Annotated in this window: 15 protein-coding genes; 4 read left to right on the forward strand and 11 right to left on the reverse strand. The window is 63.3% G+C overall.

Annotated features, from left to right (window positions below; translation table 11 throughout):
* Positions 1–165 precede the first annotated feature (165 nt).
* The gene (locus tag ACFSDX_RS10925) at positions 166–501 is read left to right on the forward strand and encodes a hypothetical protein (protein ID WP_382313424.1); all 336 of its coding nucleotides are present in this window, start codon (positions 166–168) and stop codon (positions 499–501) included.
* 180 nt (positions 502–681) lie between these two features.
* Here the strand turns inward: ACFSDX_RS10925 and ACFSDX_RS10930 are convergent, their stop codons facing one another.
* The 5 genes from ACFSDX_RS10930 to ACFSDX_RS10950 form a co-directional block, all read right to left on the reverse strand.
* Complete coding sequence (locus tag ACFSDX_RS10930; protein WP_382313426.1) at positions 682–2040, reverse strand: sigma-54-dependent transcriptional regulator; 1359 nt, start codon at positions 2038–2040, stop codon at positions 682–684.
* Between the two features lie 447 nt (positions 2041–2487).
* A complete protein-coding gene (locus ACFSDX_RS10935) occupies positions 2488–4506 on the reverse strand; it encodes a KUP/HAK/KT family potassium transporter (protein WP_382313427.1) in 2019 nt (672 codons plus the stop codon).
* A gap of 27 nt (positions 4507–4533) precedes the next feature.
* A complete protein-coding gene (locus tag ACFSDX_RS10940; protein WP_382313428.1) occupies positions 4534–6288 on the reverse strand; it encodes a HAMP domain-containing sensor histidine kinase in 1755 nt (584 codons plus the stop codon).
* 364 nt (positions 6289–6652) lie between these two features.
* On the reverse strand, positions 6653–8023 hold the full coding sequence (locus tag ACFSDX_RS10945; RefSeq protein ID WP_382313429.1) for a sigma-54-dependent transcriptional regulator: 1371 nt from the start codon (positions 8021–8023) through the stop codon (positions 6653–6655).
* A gap of 192 nt (positions 8024–8215) precedes the next feature.
* On the reverse strand, positions 8216–10651 hold the full coding sequence (locus ACFSDX_RS10950; RefSeq protein WP_382313430.1) for an alkaline phosphatase family protein: 2436 nt from the start codon (positions 10649–10651) through the stop codon (positions 8216–8218).
* Positions 10652–11290: 639 nt separating this feature from the next.
* On the opposite strand from ACFSDX_RS10950, the gene ACFSDX_RS10955 reads away from it, so the two are divergent.
* A complete protein-coding gene (locus tag ACFSDX_RS10955; RefSeq protein ID WP_382313431.1) occupies positions 11291–12832 on the forward strand; it encodes a family 43 glycosylhydrolase in 1542 nt (513 codons plus the stop codon).
* Positions 12833–12938: 106 nt separating this feature from the next.
* On the opposite strand, the gene ACFSDX_RS10960 is transcribed toward ACFSDX_RS10955, so the two are convergent.
* From ACFSDX_RS10960 to sdaAB, 4 genes are all read right to left on the reverse strand, one after another.
* Complete coding sequence (locus tag ACFSDX_RS10960; protein WP_382313432.1) at positions 12939–13835, reverse strand: phosphatase PAP2 family protein; 897 nt, start codon at positions 13833–13835, stop codon at positions 12939–12941.
* Positions 13836–13913: 78 nt separating this feature from the next.
* Entirely contained in the window at positions 13914–15311 is a 1398-nt protein-coding gene (locus tag ACFSDX_RS10965) for an efflux RND transporter periplasmic adaptor subunit (protein WP_382313433.1), read from the reverse strand.
* An 87-nt stretch (positions 15312–15398) separates the two neighbouring features.
* Positions 15399–16937 (reverse strand): TolC family protein, encoded by a 1539-nt coding sequence (locus ACFSDX_RS10970; protein WP_382313435.1) that lies wholly within the window; start codon positions 16935–16937, stop codon positions 15399–15401.
* Between the two features lie 126 nt (positions 16938–17063).
* Complete coding sequence (gene sdaAB, locus ACFSDX_RS10975; RefSeq protein ID WP_382313436.1) at positions 17064–17741, reverse strand: L-serine ammonia-lyase, iron-sulfur-dependent subunit beta; 678 nt, start codon at positions 17739–17741, stop codon at positions 17064–17066.
* A gap of 213 nt (positions 17742–17954) precedes the next feature.
* Here sdaAB and ACFSDX_RS10980 point away from each other — a divergent pair, with 213 nt between their 5' ends.
* Both ACFSDX_RS10980 and ACFSDX_RS10985 read left to right on the forward strand, forming a co-directional pair.
* Positions 17955–18947: a tryptophan 2,3-dioxygenase family protein gene (locus tag ACFSDX_RS10980; protein WP_382313437.1), complete on the forward strand. Its 993-nt coding sequence runs from the start codon at positions 17955–17957 to the stop codon at positions 18945–18947.
* Between the two features lie 31 nt (positions 18948–18978).
* Positions 18979–19503, forward strand: a complete 525-nt coding sequence (locus ACFSDX_RS10985; RefSeq protein WP_382313439.1) for a hypothetical protein — start codon at positions 18979–18981, stop codon at positions 19501–19503.
* Between the two features lie 71 nt (positions 19504–19574).
* On the opposite strand, the gene ACFSDX_RS10990 is transcribed toward ACFSDX_RS10985, so the two are convergent.
* A complete protein-coding gene (locus ACFSDX_RS10990; RefSeq protein ID WP_382313440.1) occupies positions 19575–20450 on the reverse strand; it encodes an SDR family oxidoreductase in 876 nt (291 codons plus the stop codon).
* Between the two features lie 140 nt (positions 20451–20590).
* A complete protein-coding gene (locus ACFSDX_RS10995; RefSeq protein ID WP_382313441.1) occupies positions 20591–21904 on the reverse strand; it encodes a family 1 glycosylhydrolase in 1314 nt (437 codons plus the stop codon).
* Positions 21905–22015: the final 111 nt, after the last annotated feature.

The following is a 22015-nucleotide window of genomic DNA, read 5'->3' on the forward strand; positions in this document are numbered from 1 at the left end:
GCTACTTGCCTGGCCAGCAGCCTACCATTTTGAAAGGGTGCCTGCCAGAACGGGGCGGTGGGCAGCGGACCAAAGCCCGTTTGGGCGCCCTAGGGGCCGTTTTGGCGGGCTGGCACCGGGTTGGCGGGACCTAGCGGCGCGCAGCCAGCGCACCAACTCCTAGCCATGCTATCCATTTTCACCAACCCAGCGCCCGACACCCTCGCCGAGATAACCGCGGTGGCCCGCGCCTACTACCGGCAGTCGCGGCAGTACCAACTCACGGCCACCGACTTCTTCGATTGGCTGGAACTGCTGCCGCCCGCCACCCGCGCCGAGCTGGGCCGCCAGGGCTTCGCCGTGGCCAGCCACCAACTCGATTTCCTACGCCACTGCCTCGAGCTGCGCGGCCATTCCATGCGCACCTACATGATGGAGCACCTCTCCCTAGCTGGCTACGAGCAGTGGGTCAAGCAGCACCAGTTCAACGGCGAGCTACCCGATAGCTTGGTTTTTTCCTAAGGGTGGATGTTGGTTTGGTTTTAAAGCCGTCTGTCATGCAGAGCGCAGCGAAGCATCTCGCGTGGTGCAGTAAATCCTAACGTTTTAAGGTTAGTGCACTACGCGAGATGCTTCGCTGCGCTCTGCATGACAGCCGGTATTTAGCGCTTCTCTAATACCCACCCGCAGTGCCCGCCGGCCCTAGGCCAGGCCGTACTCCTGGAGCTTGCGGTAGAGGGTGGTGAGGCCGATGCCGAGCTGGCGGGCGGCCTCGGTTTTGTTGCCGCCCACCTCGCGCAGCACCAGCTGAATATGGCGCTTCTCGACGCTGTAGAGGCGGCGGCCGTCGTCGAGGCGGGCCTCGTCGGGGTCGTTTTCGGGGGCGGGCTCAAATTCGGGGGGCAGGCACTCGGGGCCAATTTCATCGCCGCAGAGCAGCACGGCGCGCTCCAACACATTCTTGAGCTCGCGCACGTTGCCGGGCCAGGGGTAGTGGCGCAGCCGGCGCAGAGCCTCGGGCGTGAGGCCACGCACGCGCTTGCGCAGCTTGGTGGCCAGCTCCTGGGTGAAGTGCCGGGCCAGCTGGTCGATGTCCTCGCGCCGGGCGCTGAGGGCGGGCACGGCCACCGTCACCACGGCCAGCCGGAAGTACAGGTCCTCCCGAAAGTGCCCGGCGGTGGCCTCCTGGCGCAGGTGGCGGTTGGTGGCGGCCACCACGCGCACATCGGCGAGGCGGGGCTTAGTGTCGCCCACCCGGAAGTACTGGCGCGTTTCGAGCACCCGCAGCAGCTTGGCCTGCGCCCCTAGGTCAAGCTCCCCAATCTCATCCAGAAACAGCGTGCCGCCCTTGGCTTCTTCCAAAAAGCCCTTCTGGTCGCTCATCGCGCCCGTGAAGGACCCCTGCCGGTGCCCAAACAAGGCCGATTCGAGCAAGTCCTTCGGAAAAGCCGAGCAGTTGACGGCCACGAAGGGCTTGCCGGCCCGCAGGCTGGCCTGGTGAATGGCCTGGGCAAACAGCTCCTTGCCCGCGCCGGTGGGGCCTTCGAGCAGCACCGTGGTGTCGGCCGGGGCCACGCGCTCGGCCAGCACCTTGGCCGCCACGAAGGCCGGGGCGCTGCCCAGCATCACGCCGAAGCTGTAGTGCTGGCCCATCTGCTTTTCCAAGGCCAGCACCCGCTGTTGCAGGCGCGCCTTTTCGCTGGCGCGCTCGATGGTGACGAGCAGTTGGTCGTCGGAGCCGCCCTTGGTGAGGTAGTCGAAGGCGCCCTGCTTCATGGCCTGCACGCCATCGGCCACGGTGGCGTGGGCCGTGAAGAGGATGACCTCGGCCAGCGGGGCGGCGGCCTTGTAGCGGGGCAGCAGCTCGAGGCCATTGCCGTCGGGCAGCTTCACGTCGGAGAGAATCACCAGCACCTCATGGGCGTGCTGGCGCAGGGTTTCGAGGCCCCGGTAAGCGTTTTCGGCTTGCAGCACGGTGTAGCCCTCCAGCTCCAGCACCCGGGCCAGCAACCGGCGCAAGTGGGTTTCGTCTTCAATCAGCAGCAGCGTACTATCGGGCATCAGGCACGGGGCGAATAAGTATCTTATAATGAGTGGCTAGCAGCTACTCTCCTACCTCCACTGGCTAGCAGCTATAACCTTGCGGCGGCGCGGCGGGCGCACACCACGCCGCTCTTGGCCGCTGCCGGGGCCGCGCAGGCACCCTAAGCGGCGGGCCGGCAAAGGTAGCCGGACCGGCGAGTGAAGACCTAGAGCAGTTCTAAGGTGTGTAGTCGTTGAAATGATTGTCATTGCGAGCGCAGCGAAGCAATCGCACTTGTTCAGCCGCCAGCTAGGTGCGATTGCTTCGCTGCGCTCGCAATGACAATCATTTTCAACGACTATACATATGCCCTAGGCCGCTCTTGCAGAGCCCCAATTATCCAGGCCTCAAAAGCCAACAGCCCACCGCGCAGCGTGCACAGTGGGCTGTTGGCTTTTGGGGCACAGCGCCGGGTACGGCACGCGCTAAATCAGGGCCTCTGCCACCACGGCGGTGGCGGGCTGCGCCTCCCCTAGCGCCGCCCGCTGCAAATCGAGCTGGCGGTAGGGCTGAATGGTGAGCGGCACGTTCTCCACCGTCACGTCGCTGGTATCCAGGCCGAAGGCTTGCTGGTCGCTGATGGCCAGGCGGTTGATGAAGAAATAGCTTTTCAGGATGAAGCTTTCCCAGAACGAAAGCTGGTTGTCGAAGCTCAGCACTTTGTCGAGCACCACGAAGCGGAAATCGCCGGGCAGGTGCCGCTTTTGCAGCGTGGCGTAGCGCGAGGTGATGTCGATTTCGCCGTGCTTGGCCATGTCCTCCAGCACCCGGCGAAACAGCAGGTTGATGCGCGGCTGAATGCGGAACCCGAGCTGGAAATTAATCTTGTAGGCCACGTCGGGCACCAGCGTTTCCAGGGTGTAGCGCATGCCGAAGGGCTCGTTGAGCAGGCTGATGTTGAGGAACCAGTAGTGGTCGGCGCGCTTGGGCTTCTTGCGCAGAATGGAGTAGATGATGCGCGACTCGATGCGCTGGGCGTCCTTGCTACGCGTGAGGTACACCAAGTTGGAGGCGTACTTGTTCACGGTTTCGTCCTGGCTCAGCTCTTGCAGCGTAGCCAGGTTATCGCCCCAGGTGGTCATGTCGAGGTAGCGGTTCTTAATCTGGCGGCCCTTGTAGCCCACCCACATGCTCAGAATCAGGCCCCACTCGAAGACCAGGATGCCGAGCCGGTTGAGCAGCTTGGTGATGTTGGCGATGAGAAACGACAGCTCCACCGTTAGGAACACGAGCATAATAAAGCCCACCAGCGGCAGGGCCCAGTGCCGCACCCCGCGCAGGTACTGCGAGAGCAGGATGCTGGTCGTAATCATGGCCACCGTAATGGAGAAACCGTAGGCCGCTTCCATGTTCGAGGAGGTTTTGAACCAGAGCTGCACGGCCACGCAGCCGGCCCACAGCATCCAGTTGATGCTGGGCACGTAAATCTGCCCGCGCTGGTCGGTGGGGAACAGGATGCGCACCTTGGGCCAGAAATTCAGGCTCACGGCTTCGGAAATCAGCGTATAGGAGCCCGAAATGAGCGCCTGCGAGGCGATGATGGTAGCCATCGTGGCCAACAGGATGAGCGGCAGCACGCCCCAGGTAGGGGCAATGAGGAAGAACGGGTTCTGGTCGCCGCCTAGGGGCTTGCCCACGAACTGCATAGCCCAAGCCGCCTGCCCGAAGTAGTTGAGCACCAAGGCTACTTTTACCAAAATCCAGGATACGCGGATGTTTTTGCGGCCGCAGTGCCCTAAGTCCGAGTACAGCGCCTCGGCCCCGGTGGTGCACAGAAATACCGCGCCCAGCAGCCAGAAACCCTTGGGGTACACCGTCAGCAGCTTAATGGCGTACAGCGGGTTGAGGGCGGCCAGGATGCCAGGGTGGTGCAGCACCTGCACCAAACCCAACCCGCCAATGGTGACGAACCAAACCAGCATGATGGGCCCGAACGACGCGCCCACCACCTTGGTGCCGAACTGCTGAAACCCGAAAAGCAGCGTGATAATAATCAGCACCACCGCAATGATGTAGGTTTCGGACAAGCCGGGGTCCAGAATTTTGAGCCCCTCAATGGCCGACGACACCGAGATGGGCGGCGTGATAATGCCATCAGCCAGCAGCGTGCCGGCCCCGATAATGGCCGGCCACAGTAGCCACCGCCCACGCTTGCGCACCAGCGAATACAGTGAGAAAATACCGCCTTCGCCGTGGTTATCGGCCTCCAGCGTCAGCCAGATGTACTTGATGCTGGTTTGCAGGGTGAGCGTCCAGAACACGGCCGACACCCCGCCGTACACGAGCAGCTCGCTGATGGGGCGGTCGCCGAGGATGGACTTGAACACGTAGAGCGGCGAGGTGCCAATATCGCCAAAAATGATACCTAGGGTCACGAGCAGCCCCGCCGCCGTAATGCGGCGGTTGTGAATACTACCAGTGTCGGAAAGCGCAACGGAAGACATACAAAAAGGATAGAATGAAAACGAGAATTAAGCCGGCTCTTCCGCCACGGGAAGGGTAAAAAAGAAGGTGCTGCCTGCGCCGGGCGTGCTCTCCACGCCCAGCTGCCCGCCCTGGGCGGTGATGAACTCGCGGCCGATGCTGAGGCCGAGGCCGCTGCCGGTTTTGGCCTCGTCGGAGGCGGGCGGCAGCTGGGTAAAGCGCTGAAAAATGAGGTCCTGGTGCTCGGGCGCGATGCCGGGGCCGTGGTCGAGCACCTGTACGCGCACGGCCCGGCCGTTGGGGGTGCGGGCGGCGCGCACCTCAATGGTGGCCTGCGCGGGCGAGTGGCGCACGGCATTGGTGAGCAGATTGAGCAGCACCCACACCGTTTTTTCGCAGTCGGCGCGCACGGGCGGCAGGTCGGCGGGCACCTGCACGTCGAGGCGCAGCTGCTTGGGCGCGAGCTGGAGCTGCACCGGCGCGGTGGCCTGGGCCACCAGCTCAGCCACGGCCACGGCCTGCGAATCGAGCGGGATGGAATTGGCCTCCAGGCGCGACACGTCGAGCAGGCTGCCCGTGAGCTGAAGCAGGCGCTGGGTTTCCTGCTTCACGCTGGCCACTAGGTCCTGCTGCTCGGCCGTGAGGGCGCCCACGCGCGGGTTTTGCAGCAGCTTGAGGTGGAAGTTGATGGTGGAGAGCGGCGTGCGCAGCTCGTGGCTCACGGTGGCCAGGAAGTGCGACTTAGTTTGGTCGCGCTTGGCAAAGTCCGACACGTCGTGCAGGGCCAGGATGGTGCCCGTCACTTCGAGGTGGTCGTGGGTGGGGCTCGGGCTCAGCACGTCGTGCACCACCAGCTGGTAGTGGCCTTCGTCGCCGTGCACGGTGGCCGTGAAGGGCAGCGCATCGCGGCGCTGCGGGGCGGGCCGCTGGGCATAGGCCAGCAGCTGCTGCCACAGCGGGCGCACCTGGGCCAACTCCCGGGCCGGGCGGCCGATGACCTGGCGCTCGGGCAGGCCCAGCAGGTTGCAGGCCAGCGGGTTGGCCACGAGCACCACCCCGTTTTCATCGAGCAGCAGCACGCCCTCGTTCAGGGTGCGCACGATGCTGGCGGCGCGGTTGCGCTCGGCCAGCACGCCGGCCAGGTTGGTGTTGCGGAAGGCGTCGAGCTGGGCGAGCAGGCCGTTGAAGCCCTCGGCCACCCGCCCAAACTCGTCGCGGCTCTCGACCGGAATGGAGGCCTTAAAGTCGCCCTGCGTGGCGTGGGCGATGCTGGCCGAAAGCTTGCGCAGCCCGCCCACGGCGGCCTCGGGCACGCTCAGCACCAGGGTAGAGGCCAGCAACAGCCCCAGCACCAAACCCAGCAGCAGGTAGCGGCGGGCGGCGGCGGCGGTGCGCTCGGCGGCGGCGTTCTTACGGCTGATGGCCTGCGTATTGAGCTGCACCAGCCGGTACGTGTGCTGGCGCAGCTGGGCTAGGCCCGCCGCCGTGGGCTGCTGGCGGTAGCCGGCCAGCGCCTGCGCCAAGCTATCGACCAGCGGGCGCTCGCCGGGCTCGGTTACGTTGGCGGCGGCGCGGGCCAGCTGCGGCGCAAAGCGGCGGCTGCCGGCGCTCGGGTCGGCGGCCGCCTCATCAAGGGCCTGCAACATGCCCTGGCCCAGCTGCACCGAGTAGAAATTGTCTTGCAGCACGGCCTGCGCACCGCGCTCCAGGCGCTGCACCGTGTAGTAGGCGTAGCCACCCACGCCCACCAGCAGCGCCAGCATGGCCAAAAACCCGAGGGTGATGGAAGATTTAATACTCATACCGCGAAGCAGCGGGGAAAGTCGGCCGCTTCGCCTAGGGTACTACCAAGGATGCGCCAAGTGCGCGATGCTCCCGGACTTTATCCAGTAAGCCCTTAGTAATCACCCTTAAATAAAATAGCCCCGCCCTAGGTGCCCAATCTACGGCGCGGGCCGACCGGGTCATTTTGACCCAGTGGGCCGGCGCCGTGGGTCAGAATGATACGGCAGTGTTGTTTCAGAAGTAAACAGGTAGTCTGTCATGCAGAGCGCAGCGAAGCATCTCGCGTGGCGCAGTAATTCCAAACGCAAGAGTTAGTACACCACGCGAGATGCTTCGCTGCGCTCTGCATGACAGACTACTCCATCACTTGTGCATAAGTACTCACAGACCGTACTCGTCCAGCTTGCGGTACAGCGTTTTTACGCCGATGCCCAGCTGGCGGGCGGCCTCGGTTTTGTTGCCGGCCACCTCCTGCAACACCTGCTGAATGTGCTGCTTTTCCAGCGCCCGCAGGTTGTGGGTGGTCGCCGGGCCGGCCTCCGCTTCGGCCGGGGGGCGCTGAAACTCGGGGGGCAGCGTGTCGGCCGTCAGCAGCTCCTCGTCGGCTAAGATTACGGCGCGCTCGAGCACGTTTTTCAGCTCGCGCACATTACCGCGCCAGTCGTAGGCGAGCAGCAGGCGCAGAAACTCCGCATCCAGGCCCCGCAGGCGCTTGCGCAGCCGGGCGGCGTACAGGTGCAGGAAGTGCTCGGCCAGGGGCTGGATGTCCTCGCGCCGCTCGCTGAGGGGCGGCACGGCCACCACGAACACCGAGAGGCGGTAGTACAAATCGGGCCGAAAATGGCCCTGCTCAGCCTCCTGGCGCAAGTTGCGGTTGGTGGCGGCCACCAGGCGCACGTTGCCGCGGGTGGGCTTCGAGTCGCCCAACTTGTAAAACTCCTGGGTTTCGAGCACCCGCAGCAGCTTGGCTTGCAGGCCGCCGTCGAGCTCCCCGATTTCGTCCAGAAAGAGCGTGCCGCCGTGGGCTTCCTCAAACAGGCCCTTCTTATCGCTGTTGGCCCCCGTGAAGGCGCCCTTGCGGTAGCCAAAGAGCTCCGACTCTAATAAATCCTTTGGGAAAGCGCTGCAATTGACGGCCACGAAGGGCTTGCCGCGCCGCGGGCTGGCCTGGTGAATGGCCTGCGCAAACAGCTCCTTGCCGCTGCCGGTGGGGCCTTCGAGCAGCACGGTGGCCTCGGTGGGCGCCACGCGCTCGGCCAGCGCCTTGGCACGCTGCAAGGCGGCCGAGCTGCCAATCAGGGTCGAGAAATCGGCGCGAGCCCCGATTTGCTTTTCCAGCTCGGCCACCCGGTGTTGCAGGCGGGCTTTTTCGAGGGCCCGCGCCACTATCACCAGCAGCTGGTCGTCGGAGTCACCCTTGGTGAGGTAGTCGAAGGCGCCTTCCTTCATGGCCCGCACGCCATCGGAAATGGTGCCGTAGGCGGTGAGCAGGATAATCTCGGCCAGCGGCGCTAGGGCCCGCAGGCGCGGCAGCAGCTCCACGCCGTGGGCGTCGGGCAGCTTCACGTCGCACAAAATAACCAGCACCTCGCCCGCGTGCTGGCGCAGGCTTTCGAGGCCGCGCCGGGCATCGGGGGCCTGCACCACCGTGTAGCCTTCAAACTCGAGCACCCGCGCCACTACCCGGCGCAGGCTGGCCTCGTCGTCAATCAATAAAATCGTGCCTTCGGGCATCTCGTCAGGGGCTCGCAAACCGTAAATGTAAGTTCGCGGGCCGCTGCTGGGTGCTGGGTAATGAATAGCCTGTCCTTGCGAGCGCAACGAAGCAATCTTTCCTTGTCGTTGGCTAACGCCTGCCAGGCGTGAAGGAAAGATTGCTTCGCTGCGCTCGCAAGGACAAACGTTTTTTTAACTAGCTATTCACCCTATAGTATCAGCCTAAGCTCAGTCGTCGTCGTCGTCGCGCTTGGGGGTGGCGCGCAGGAAGGCGCCGCGCCGGGGAGCGGGCACCACGGCGTCTTCGCCGCGCACGGCTTTCCAGACTACTTCGGTCAGGTCGAGGTCGGGGGTGGCGTCTTCGCTGGCGAGGTTGAAGTGCGACGAGCGCTCGGCGCTGCGGTTCCAGGCCGTGTTGCGCGTGTCGAGGCTGACCTGGGCCGCTTTTACCTGGTAGGGCGCGAGCGAGGGCGTGGCCTGAAAGCAGCCAAACAGCGGCCGGGCCGCCGCGTCGTACTGGCTCATGGGGGGCAGCCCTAGGATGAGCTCCATGGTGCGCAGTACGCCGGCCGTAGTATACAGCGTGTGGTTGACGCTGCCGCGCCGGGTGTAGGGGCTGATGACGAAGGCCGGCGAGCGGTGGGCATCCACGTGGTCGGGGCCATTCTGGGCGTCGTCTTCGAGCACGAAAATCACCGATTCTTTCCAGATGCCGCTCGCCGAAATATGCGCCACCAGCTGACCTAGGGCCAGGTCGTTGTCGGCCACGGCGGCGGTGGGCGAGATTTTGCCCAGGCGCTGCCCACTGGTGTGGTCGTTGCTGAGGCGGATGGTATTGAACTGCGGCACCGCCCCGCGGGCCAGCAGCGAGTCGAAGTCCTGGGCCCAGATGCGCACGCGCTCCACGTCCTTCACGTCCATGTCGAAGCCCGGCGCCTTGGGGCACACGTGCCCGCGCAGCGACTTGAGCGGCGTCTTGCCGTTCTCGGCAAACTCGCCGTAGGTGCGGTAGCTGAGCCCGGCGCGCTGGCAGTAGTCCCAGATAAAGCCATCGCGGGGGTAGGCGATTTGGCGGGTGCCCTCGTAGTCGTAGCTGCCGCCGCGCCCGCCGTAGCTGATGGGCCAGGTTTTCTCGACGTAGTCGGTGGCGTAGGCGGCCATGCTCCAGTTGTGGCCATCGGCGCTCACCTCGGCATTCACGTAGAAGTTATCGAGCAGCACAAACTCGCGGGCCAGGGCGTGGTGGTTGGGCGTCACGCGCGCCGGGAAAATGCACAGCGTCGAATCGCCGTTACCCTGCGGCATATCGCCGAGCACCTGGTCGTAGGTGCGGTTTTCCTTGATGACGTAGAAGACATGTTTGATGGGCGAAGCCTCGCCCCGGCGCCGCGGCACGGGGTTGCCGGCTTCACCTAGGGCTTCCTTTTCCGAGTCTTTGGTAAAGGGCGTGTTAGCGTACACCTGCCGCGAGTAGGCGGCCAGCTGCGCCGCATCGGGCTGCTTGATAACCGAGAGCGTGCCCTTAAACAGCCCGCCGATGTACTGCACCGGCCCTTTCACCACGCCGGTCTGGTAGCCGCTGTCGTCAGTTTTCTTCACCGGCTGCGGCCCGCCCGGGTTGGGCAAGGAAGAAAAGCCTTTACCGTTGGCCACCAGTATTTTCTTACCTAGGGTGCGCACGCAGGTGGGGTACCAGCCGGTCGGGATGAAGCCCTTGGACGAGCTTTTGCCCGGCGTTGCCACGTCGAACACCGCCAGGCAGTTATTATCAGCGTTGGCGATGTAGAGCGTTTTCTCATCCGGGCTCAGGGCCAGGCCGTTGGTGGTAGAGCCGGTGAGCCGCGTGGGATAGAGCGCGGTGGCAATAGTTTCGAGCACCCGCCAGCTGCGCGCATCCACCACCGACACCGAGTTATCATTGGCGTTGGCCACAAACAGGTAGCGGCCGTTCTTGCTCTGAATCACCTCGTTGGGGTGGCTTTCGGTGGCCAGGCGCCGGGTTATTTTGCCGGTCTGCGTATCGTAGGCCACCAGCTCATTGCCGCCCCAGAGCGTGATGTAGAGCGTGCGCCCGTCGGGCGCGAGCAGGCAGCCGTAGGCTTCGTGCCCCAGGTCGAGCCGCTGGATGGTGCGCTTGGTTTTGAGGTCCAGCACGTACAGCGCGTTGTCCTCCTTAGTCACGGTGTACAGGCGCTGCGCCGCCGCGTGCACGACTATGCCCACCGGGCTGATTTTGGTGGGCCAGCGCTTACCTAGACGCAGGGTGTCGGGCGCGCCCAGCTTTTGCTGCGCCACCGGGTAGCTCAGGATGGTGTTGTCGTTGCCGCCCGACACGTAGAGGCGGTCGGCGGCCGGGCTCCAGGCCAGCCCGTACCACGACTTGCCGATGGTTTTTTCATCGAGCAGCTTCTCCGTCACCGGGTCGATGAGCTGCACGGTCTGGGTGCTCTGCCCATTGTTGGTAACGGCCAGCAGCCGGCCGCCGGGCGCCAGCTGCATGTTCAGGGGCAAGTCGCCGAGGGGCAGCGAGGTGCCGGCGGGCGTCAGGCTCCAGCCGTTGGGCAGCAGGATTTTAGGCGCCGTGGAAGTATTGGTTGGGAGCTGCGCGGCGGCCGGCCGGGCGGCCAGGCCACCTGCTACGAGCAGGGTAAGCAAAAGCCTCATGAGAAAACGAGCCGATGGAAAATGAGCCCCTAGGACCCGTTATCGGCGCCCGAAGTTGCACCAAAACCGCAGGTATCGCCAGCGCCGGCGTGTTAAGTTTTGGCTTCCGCCGGCCCGCGCCTACCTAGGAAAAGCGCGGGCCAGCCTCATCGTCCCGCCGGGGCTTCTTCGGGAGCGCACCTTCCGCATGCGCTTCATAAGCCCGACCAACACTTTGTATTTAGTCACTTAGGCTGAACAAAATCGAACAGCCAGAAAATATCTATAAATAGGATAAGCACCAAAACCAGACTGCTTATTTAGTAATCTTTTCTTCACCTAGGCAACTAGTATTGTTCACTACCTCCTTGTTATAATCAAAAACAGCTTTAATAAGTACCAACGCGTCGGCTTCGAGCTGCCAAACCCAAGCCCTAGTAAGAATAGTAGCTTCTACATCCTAAAAATGGCCTCAAACTTGTTAACACTAAATTTGATTAACCCACTTTAACCTGGCACTATCGCTTTTTTGCTCAAACCATTTCATCAAAAAAATTATATTACTTTCGCATAGTTCGCATTGGCTACGTACATTTATAGCTTGGAAATTTATTCTCGTCTATCTTTCTTTTCTTCTATTCTTTATCTAAGCTTATTACTGTGTTACTAAACCTAACCTTAGCGACCACGCTGGTCCCCGGCCTTGCGCCCGCCCTCGCCCCGGCCCTCCCCCGCCCGTCCTATGACCAGGTGGTATTGCCCGGCGACCACCCCGACCCGACCGTCTTTAAAAGCGGCGATACGTACTGGGCCAGCGCCACCTCGGCCGAGTGGGGCGCCGTGTTTCCGCTCTTTACGTCGAAGAACCTGCTCGACTGGGAGCTGGTGGGCCACGTCTTCCCGGACAAAGTGCCCGACTGGGCTGGCTCCAACTTTTGGGCGCCCGAGTTTTACCAGGAAAACGGCCGCACCTACGTCTACTACACGGCCCGCAAAAAGGGCGGGATGCTGTGCGTGGCCGTGGCCAGCGCCGACCACCCCGCGGGCCCCTACACCGACCACGGGCCGCTGGTGGGCCAGGAGGCGGGCTCCATCGACGGCTTCGCCATCCCCGACGAGCACGGCGACTTGTACTTAATTTGGAAGGAAGACGGCAACTCCTGTTTCCAGGAAACGCCCATCTGGGCCCAGCGCCTCAACGACGCGCGCACAGCCCTGATTGGCGAAGCTACCGAGCTCTTTACCAACGACGTGCGTTGGGAAGGCGCGCTGGTGGAAGGCTCGGCCTTAGTGCGGCACAACGGCTGGTTCTACATGTTTTATGCCGGCAACAGCTGCTGCGGCAAGGGCTGCCAGTACGCCACCGGCGTAGCCCGCTCGCGGGCGCTGCTCGGGCCCTGGGAGAAGTATACCCAGAACCCGATTCTGGACAGCAACGACACCTGGAAGTGCCCCGGCCACGGCACCGTGACCGAGCTCGACGGCCGCTGGTTTTTGCTGCACCACGCCTATTTCAAGCAGAGCCACGAGTTTGTGGGCCGCCAGGGCCTGCTGAGTGAGTTTACCTGGAACGCCGAGGGCTGGCCCGAGTTTGTGCGCCGCAGCCCCCAGGCCCCGCCCCTCACCGACCTAGGGCACCTGCACATCGCCGACGAGTTTGCGGGTACCCAGCTGGGCCTCGAGTGGCAGTGGCCCATCGGGCAGCAGCCCACCGTGGCCGTGGCCAGCGGCCAGCTACACCTAGGGGCCGATACTTCGCGCCTGGGGGCCGTGGTGGCCCGCCGCACCCACACCGCCACCTACAAGGCGGCCACTACCCTCGACTTTGCGGCCCTGCCCGCCGACACCTTTGCGGGCCTGGCCGCCGTGGGCGATCCCTACAATGCCCTGGCCCTGATGGCCGGCAACGGCCAGCTGCAAGTGTGGCACCTCAAAAGCGGCAAGCAGCAGTGCCTCACCTCCATCTTCGTGGAGCCCTGCGCGGCGCTCACCCTGCGCCTCGAAGTGTGGGGCGGCCAGCGCTACCGCTTCGCCTACAGCACCGACGGCGCCACCTGGCAGCCCCTGCCCACCGAAAACTTCACCGTAAACGGCACCTACCTGCCGCCCTGGGACCGCGGCGTGCGCCTGGCCCTCGTGGCCCAGGGCGAAGCGGGCACTTCCGCTACCTTCCACAACTTCGTTCTGCGTAATCAACGGTAACTTTCGCTGCTTGAGCAAGCAACAAGGCCCGTCAACTCCAGTAGTTGACGGGCCTTGTTGCGTTGGAAGTGCTTTCAAACCGCAGAAACGGCTTCGGGCGGGTACGTTACTTGGCCTGCCACGTAAACGTGACGCCCGGTGTGCCGCCCGGCAGCAGGGTTGGGGTGGTTTGCCAGAGGCCGCGCGGGGGCACAATGGGCTGCCCCAGGCCCACGCCCTGGCGGTCGGCGGGGTGGCGGCCCCAGCGGTGGCGGTGCGTGAGGTAGGCCAGGTGCGCCGACAAAATACCGAAGCCCGCGCCGGCAAATACGTCGGCTTCCCAGTGCTTGTTGTTCAACATTCGAAAGGCGCCCACCGTGGTGGCCAGGGTATAGGCCCCGATACCGTACCACTGGCTTTTCTCGCGCAGCTCGGTGTGCACGATGCTGGCCGCCAAAAACGCCTGCGCCGTGTGGCCCGACGGAAATGAGCGCAAATCGGACCCGTCGGGGCGCTCGTGCCGGGTCAGGGTTTTCACGATAAAGACCGAGCCCAGCATAATGGCCTCCGACTTGACCAGCACCAGGGCCAGGTTCACGCGGTCGTTGCGGCTCTCGGCGCCAAAGGCCAGCACGGCGCCCAGCTCGAGGTAGGGCGCCCACTGCATGTAGTCGTCGAGGTGGCTGTTGAAGTTGGGGAAATTGCGTCGAATATCGCGCCGCGCATCATACGATGAATAAAAGCCGCGGTCGTCCACGACGCTGATGCCGTAGCCAATAAGTACCGCTGGCACAATGGCCGCCTTAAACACCTTGCTCTGGTACCAGGGCCTAGGGGGCGTGCCGGGCAGCGTCTGGTACTTGCGCAGCGTGGTGTCGGCGGGCGTGGTAGTGGTCGCGGGCACCTGGGCCTGGCTCGGCAGCACGGCGCTGGTAAATATACTGACAATCAGGCCTAAAGTCAGGGCGCCGTGGCGCAATGCGCCGCCAGTAGACTGGGCCGTAGCGGTAAAAATCTTAGTCATAGAAGAAGGCAAAAAAAGGGCCGCCCCCTGCCAACTGGCGCGGGGCGGCCCAACCAAACTGGCTGGCGCGGTGCAAAGTTATTTACCCGCGTCGTCGGTGCTGGCCTTGCTGAGGCTGGCGGCGTCTTTTACAACCACGCGCGTCCCATCTTTCAGCGTTTTGGCCACCGCCCGGAAGGGGCCGCTGGCGACCTCCGTACCGGCCGCTAAGCCGCTGACAATCTCAATATTCTGAAAGTCGCTGATGCCAGTTTTCACCGGCGTCATCACGGCCTTGCCATCCTTAATAAGGAATACGACTTCCTCAATCTTGGGCTTGGGCGCGGCCGGGCCTTCGGCCTGGGTGGCCGTGCCGCGGCCGGGCCCGCCAATGCGGATGCCGCCGCTCTGCTCCTGCACCTTGGCCGAGTCTGAGCGGGTAGTCACGGCGGCCAGCGGCACGCTCAGCACGCCGGCCTTACGCTCGGCAATGATGTCGACCGAGGCCGTCATACCGGGCCGGAAGGGAACCGTGGTGCGGCCGCCGGGGCCCACTTTCACCAAGTGCTGGTAGCTGGCGGGCAGCAGCCGCACGCGCACCTCAAACTCGGTCACGGCCTCCGCCGTGAGGGCATCCTTGGCCGTGTTGGCAATGGCCGTGACGATGCCCTTAAACTTCTCGTTCTGCGTGGTGTAGGAGTCCACTTCTACCTCGGCCGAGTCGCCGAGCTGCACCCGGATGATGTCGTTCTCGTTCACGCTCACCCGCACCTCCATGTTGTTGAGGTTGGCAATACGCATGATTTCGGTGCCCGCCATCTGGGTCGTACCCACCACGCGCTCGCCCTTTTTCACGTTTAGCTTCGACACCGTGCCGCTCACCGGGGCGTAAATAGTAGTCTTGTTCAGGTTTTTGCGGGCTTCTTCCAGGCCGGCCTGGGCCGAGCGCACGGTGCTCTGGGCGGCCATAATCTGCGCCCGAATGGCCTTCAGCTGCTCCTGCGAGGCGTTGTAGGCCGCCTGGGCCGCCTCGTAATCCGACTGCGAAATGACCTTCTGCTTATAGAGCGAGGCCTGGCGGCGGTACGTGAGCTCGGTCTGGTGGGCGTTGGCGGTTTGCTGCTGCAATTGGGCCTCGGCCTGGCCCACGTTGGCGCGCTGGGTGCCCACCGAGGCGCTCTGCTGGTTTACCATGGCCTGGTAGTTGTCGGGCCGGATGCGCAGCAGCAGCTGGCCTTTCTTCACCGAGTCGCCCTCGTGGACGTAGAGCTCGGTGATTTCGCCCGATACGTCGGGCGAGATTTTCACTTCCGTTTCGGGCTGCACCTTGCCCGAGGCGCTGACTTTCTCCACGATGGTGGCCGGCCCGGCCTTAGCGGCCGTTACTTCAGTGCCGGTGGGCTTGCCAATCAGGCCCTGTTTCTTGGCCACCGCGTAGCCGCCAATCAGCACGATTAGCAGACCTAGGAGAATAAAAAGGAGTCGGTTATTTTTCATAAGTTAAGAGTTAAGGGTTAAAAGTTAAGAGTTATTAAGGTACTGATTCAGCAACTCTTAACTCCTAACTCTTAACTTTTAACTGAATTAAAGGGCCAGCGGCCGGCCTTGGTAAAAGTCCAGCACCTTACGCCGGAAGATGAAGGTGTACTTGGCCTGAATCTGGTTGGAGATGGCGAAGTTGAGGTTGTTTTTCGCAATGTTAAACTCGGTGCCGTTGAGCAAGCCATTGTTGAAGCGGATTTCCGAGTTGCGCTGCGTGAGGGTGAGGGCGGCCACCTGGCGCTTGGCGTAGATGTACTGGAGCTGGGCGGCGCGGGCGTCGGCGGCGGCCTGCTCGATGCTCTGGCGCAGGGTGAGGCGGGCCTGCTCGGCCTGCACCTCGGCCTGCTGCACCCCAATGAGCGAGCGCTGCACATTGGTACGCACCTGCAAGCCGTTGAGCAGCGGAATGTTAAGCGCGAACTGAATTTGGCGACCTAGGTTCTGGTCGAGCTGGCTCCAGTAGTTCTGGGGCAGCGTGCTCACGTTGCGCTGGTAGGTGAGCACGCTGAGCGGGGTGAGCACGCCCCCGTTCTGCACGAAGAACGTGGTGCGCCGCGCCGTCGAGTCGGTGCCAACGGCCGTGACCGAGCGCGCCGAGGAGTAGCCCGAAAAGATGCTGCCTGCCAAACTCAGGCGCGGCAGGTAGGCCCCGCGGGCCACGTCTACGGTCGTCAGGGCGCTGCGCACGCGCAGGTCGGCGGCCTGAATCTCGGGCAGGCGGGCGGCGGCGGTCTGGTAGGTTTGGTTGAGGTCGATGAGGTAGGGCGCCTCTTCGTCGGGGTCGGGCAGCGGGGGCACCTCAATGGCAAAATCCTGGTTAACGGCCGGGTCGAGGTTGAGCAGCTGAATCAGGGAGAGGCGGGCCAGCACGGCCTGATTTTGGGCCGTTACCACGCCCAATTGGTCGGAGGCGAGTTGCGACTGGCTATCGAGCAGCGTGCTCTCGGGGATGCTGCCAGCCTTGAGCAAGATTTGCGAGCGCTCAATCTGCGCCTCGTCGCTGGCCACCCGCGTCTGGTTGGCGCGCACCAGCTCCTGGGCCAGCACCAGCTGCAAGAATTGCGAGGCTACGTTGAGGCTCAGGTCGTTGCGGGCCTTCTCGATGTCCGCCGCGCTGGCCTGGTAGTCGAGGCGGTTGCGCCGGATGGTGTTGCGCAGCACAAAGCCCTGAAACAGCACCACCTGCGACGCGCCCGAGAAGTTGCTGGAGCGCACCGTCTGGTTCTGAAACTCAAACGTGAGCGGGTTTACGCTGGTGCCGTACTGCCAGGCCTGAGTGGCGCTGATGTTGGCCGTGGGCAGCAGCGCAGCCTTGCTCTGGCGCAGTATCTGGGCGTTGTTGAGGGACTGGAGCTGGCTGAGGCGCACGTTGAGGTTGTGCTCCAGGGCATAGTCGATGGACCGCTGGAGCGTCCAGGGGCCGGCGGCCGGCGCGGCGGGCGTGCCCAGCGCCGCCGCGGGCGCCGTGGCCGGCCGGGCGGGCTGCGTGGGCGCCTGGGCCGCCGCCGGCCCCGCGGCCAGCAGGCCCGCCAGGGCCAGCGCCGCGGGGGCAAGGGGGAGGCAGGTAGTTTTTGCAGTCATAAGCGGGAAAGAAACGGATGTGTACTAGAAAGTCAGTTGGCAGCTAAAACGCAGCTGGTCAGTCAGTATTTTACGGCCCCTAGGTGCCACCTATATCGAGGGCGCGAGCCCCGGCATTACAGGCCTTTATTCTAAGGTCGGAATATAGGTAATGCGCTGCACCCAGCTTAGCTGCCGCAAGTACGCCAGGGTTATGTCCTTAATGGGGCTGTCCATCTCAATAAACTGCCGGGCGGCTTCGTTGCGGCCCTTGCGCGACACAAACATGGTGGCAATGTTGCAGTCGTCGTGGGCAATGACCGAGGCGATAAACGCGATGGAGCCCGGCACGTCGTGGGCATCGACGATGAGCGTGTGTAACGCCCCCGAAAAGTCGCAGCCGAAGCCATCGACCTCCACAATGCGAATGACGCCGCCGCCCCGGCTTTGGCCCACCACCTCCACGCGGTAGCCATCGGGCCCGGTCAGGTTGAGCTTGATGGTATTCGGGTGCAAGGTCGAGGCGTTGCCCACGCTCTGAAACGTGTAGTGCAGGCCGGCCTCGGCGGCGTGCTCGAAGGCCGTGCGAATGCGCTCATCATCGGGCCGGTACCCTAGGAGGCCGGCCACGATGGCGCGGTCCGAGCCGTGGCCCTCGTAGGTACGGGCAAAAGAGTTATAGAACGTGATGACCGCCTCGGTGGGCAGCGCGCCCAGGATGCGGATGGCCGCCCGCGCAATGCGCACCACGCCCGCCGTGTGCGACGAGCTGGGCCCTATCATCACGGGCCCTATCATATCAAAAATACTGGATTTTTCGGCCACGTGGGAGGGGAAGTGAGAACGTAATAAGGTGAGGGGTAAGCAGGTAATAGATTAAGCGTAAGAGTTACTTTTAACTTCTTCCCTTCCTTACTTAATCCCCCTATTCACCTCATCACCCTTTCATGCGGGGCTAAAATTAGGGTGCGGCGCCCAACCTTGGGCATGGGGCGGGCGGGCGGGCCGATATTTGCGGCGGCCCCTGCCCTTTTGCTTATGTCCGACCAGCCCATTTCGCCCTCGTTGCCCGACGAATTTTCGCCCGCCGTGCTGGCTCAGTTGCAGCGCTTGCAGCAGCGCTACACCGCCGACGGCCAGGACCTGGGCGCCTACCTCGAAGGCCTCTACCACGCCGACTACATCAACTACTGGGACTACATCAACCTCGACACCCTGCTGAGCTTGCAGCGCCCGCTCACCAAGTTTCCGGACGAGGAAATCTTCATCATCTACCACCAAATCACGGAGTTGTATTTCAAGCTCTGCCTGCGCGAGTACGAGCAGCTGGGCGAGTTGCAAACCCCGACCCTGGGCGAAGTGGTGCTGCGCCTAGGTCGCGTAAACCGCTACTTCGAGAACCTGATAGACTCGTTCGACGTGATGGTGGACGGCATGGACAAGCAGCAGTTTTTGCAGTTCCGCATGAGTTTGATGCCCGCCTCGGGCTTCCAGAGCGTGCAGTACCGCTACATCGAAATTGCCAGCACCGACCTGGCCAACCTCGTGCCCGAAGAACAGCGGCGCCTGCTCGGCGACGCGCCCACCCACGAGCAATTCATGGGCTGCATCTACTGGCAGGCGGGCGCCACCGTCGAAGAAACCGGCGCCAAGGCCCTGACCCTTACCGAATTTGAGCGCAAATACGCCGGCGACCTGCTCGCCCACGCCCGCCACTTTCAGCACCGCAACGCTTGGGCCGTGGTGCAGCGCCTGCCCGAGGCCGAGCGCCAGCACCCGCGCCTGCTGCGCGCCCTCAAGCAGCTCGACGTGAACGTGAACGTGAACTGGCCGCTGATGCACTACAAGTCGGCCGTGCGCTACCTCCAGCGCGACCCCACCGACGTGGCCGCCACCGGCGGCACCAACTGGCGCAGCTACCTGCCGCCCAAGTTTCAGCGCCGCATCTTCTACCCCCAGCTTTGGAGCGCCCAGGAGCTGGAAGACTGGGGCAAGGGCTGGGTCGAAAAAGTGCTGGAGGAAGTGCGGTAAGCCAACTCGGCCTACCCTATCTTGCAAGCGCATGAAACTCAGGCTATCCGAAGAGCAGCTACAGCAACAGGTTCGTTATTTTGCTTACTACCAGCTAGTAGGGGGCTTCATTACTGCCGGCATTATACTACTAGCACTCGCCAGAGTTGAGAGTTTATCCGGCATTTTATTTTTAGCTTACGTGGCCTTCCTAGGTCTAGCCGGGTTCGCTATCTATTGCGGCTATCTCTGCTTAAAACAGCCAACCAGAGTCCGCGGCTTACAACTAAGCCGGTTCAGTCTGCTCCTTCAGCTTTTCGGATTCGCAGCGGGCGGATTTTCCTTCCGATTCTTTGCCGGGCCGTTCATAGCGCTAAGTATCGACTTAACTAATGAGGTTCTTTTCAAAGCAGATGCTTCCTTAGCGGAATTCAGCTTTAAGATTGGTCACGACTCTGATGCACTGCTGCTGTCAGTTAATGTAGCAGCGATGTTCCTATTCTTTCGGACAACTTTCTGGCTCAATGAATGGCGTACTCGCTACGGCAGTAGTGAGCCAGCCACCACCTCAGACTAACAGCACTTTACGCTAGCTGCCATATTAAAGGAAGTAGCAGCAGTCTATAGCGAAGCGGACAGTTCGCTTTCTTACTCTACCAAGACAGCTACTTCATTTTCCGCTTGCAGCAGACCTTCCTCGGCCAGGTGGCGGAGCAGGGCGTTTTCTACGGTGGGCAGCTGGGCACCGTGCGCGCTGCCTAGCACGCTGTAGCGCGGGCGGGCGGCGGCCCAGCCGAAGCTGGCGGCCGGGCGCGGCACCACGTAGGCCTCATCGAGGCCGGCCAGGCGCAGGGCCAGGCGGGCCAGCTCGGCCCAGGTGTAGGCGCCCTGATTGGTGAGGTGCCAGAGACCCTGGGCGCCGTCGAGCAGCAAATCGAGGCTGGTATTGACGAGGTCGGGCACGTAGGTAGGCGAGATGACCAGGTCGTCGGCGGCCTCGAAAGGCTCGCCCCGGCGGGCGGCGGCCAGGGCGTGGTACACGAAGTTGTGTTCGTCCCAAGCGCTAAAAAAGGCGCTGGTCCGCACCACTAGCGCGCTCGGCAAATGGGCCAGTACGGCCTGCTCGGCCAGCAGCTTGCTGCGGCCATACGCGCCCAGCGGGGCGGTTACGGCGTCTTCGAGATAGGGCGTGGCTTGGTGGCCATCGAAAACTAGGTCTGATGAAAAGGTGAGCAGCTGCACGCCCTGGGCAGCGCAGGCCTCGGCCAGCAACCTAGGGCCAGTGGTGTTTTCGCGGTAGCAGCGGTCCTGGTCGGTTTCGGCATCATCGACGCGTACGTAGCCGGCCGCGTTCACCACGGCCCAGGGCTGGTACCGGGCGAGCGCCGCCCGGATAGAATCGGCGGCGGCAATATCAAGCGCGGCGCGGTCGAGCAACACCGCGTGCAGGCCGCGAATGTGGCACAGCCGCTCGAAAGCCTGGCCAAGCGTGCCGGTAGCACCAGTTATAAGTAGCGGTTTCATGATAGTGATTAGTGAGTAGTTAATAGTGATTAATTGGTAGTGGTTAGTGACTAGCTGACAGTTAGCAATCAGCAGATTGAGTAGGTCTTAATAACTGATAACCAGAAACTACTAATTAATCACTACCAACTAAACACTACCTAGGCGGCTTCGGCGGGCCAGGCGAAGCGCAGCTCGCGCTGCCACCAGCCGAGGCCGGCCAGCACGGGGTGCGCGTAGTGCCCGTGCCGGATGAGGCTGTGCACCATGTGGTGCAGGGCGGTGGGCCGGGGCTCGCCGCTGCGCACGTCGAACACGCCGGGCTCGTAGTGGCCCACGTCGAGGGTAAGCAGGCTGTCCCAGTCGAAGGCGCCCAGCAGTGACCACACCGTGAGGCCGCGCAGGGGGATGCCCTCGGCAAGCAGGCGGTTGGCGGCGGCCCAGGTTTGATTTAGCCAGCGCAGTTGCTCCTCGCGGGTGCAGCCCAGGTGCGCTTCCGTAATGGCCAGCGGCAAGTCGTAGCGCTCCCAGGTTTCGCGCAGCAGGTTTTCGAGACCCGTGACCTCCACACCCACCACGCGCACGGCTTCGGTGTCGATGTACGCGTCGTGGCACAGCCCCACGGTGGTGGGTAGGCCCGGGTACCGCTCCAGGCGCTCGTCGAGGTGGCGCTCGCTGGTGATGTAGTGGTTGATGCCCAGCACGTCGGGCGGCAGGGGCTGGTCGATAAAACCCTGGAGCTCGGCTTCCTCGATGCCGTTAGTAAGTAGGTAGTCCCAGAGCGGGTGCTCCGGCGTCACGCGCCCGCTCAGGATGTCGAAGGTCAGCCAGCGGCGGTGGTTTTCAAACTCAATCTGCGCGGCCATTTCCGACGTGCCGTGGGCCTGCCCTAGGTCCTCGGTTTGCACCAACTGGGCCTGGGGGTTCACCTCCCGGATGGCCAGCATGGCGAGCTTGGTGGCCAGCAGCTCGTTGAACAGCACGCGCACAAACGTGCGGTCATCGCGGCCGTGCGGATACCAGAAGCCATAGAGGCCGCTGAAGCGGGCCGTGGTCAGCGGCTCATTCACGGGCGTGTAGTACTGCACCCAGGGGTAGCGCTCGGCCACCAGGCGGGCGTAGCGGGCCAGGCCGGGGGCAAACGTGGGCTGGTCGAGGGCCGTGTAGCGCGGGCCGCTACCGTGGTGCACCAGCCCCACAATGGGCTCGATTTCCAGCTCCCGTAGGCGCCCCAGGCGCTCATCGGCCCACTGCCAGTCGGGCCGGTCGAGGCTTTCGGGGGCCACGTGCTCCCACAGAATAGGGTAGCGCAGGGTGCGCAGCCCTAGGTCGGCAAAACGGTCGAGGTCATCGAGGCGGGTAAGGTGGCCGCCGCGGGTGAGCTGGTCGGAATAATCCTCACCCACGCGCCGGCACGTGCACTCCACCCCGCCCCATATTTCTACCTGCTCACCGCTCGTTCTTACGTAATTCATCCGCTCAAATTTTCGTCCCCCAAACCGAGGCGGCGCAGTCCGGCGCCCCTACTTTTGGTCGAGCTTAGTGCTCATTGTCTGTGCATTAAGTACTAGGTTATAAACGCCTAG

The organism is Hymenobacter bucti (assembly GCF_042681145.1).
GTDB classification, from domain to species: domain Bacteria; phylum Bacteroidota; class Bacteroidia; order Cytophagales; family Hymenobacteraceae; genus Hymenobacter; species Hymenobacter bucti.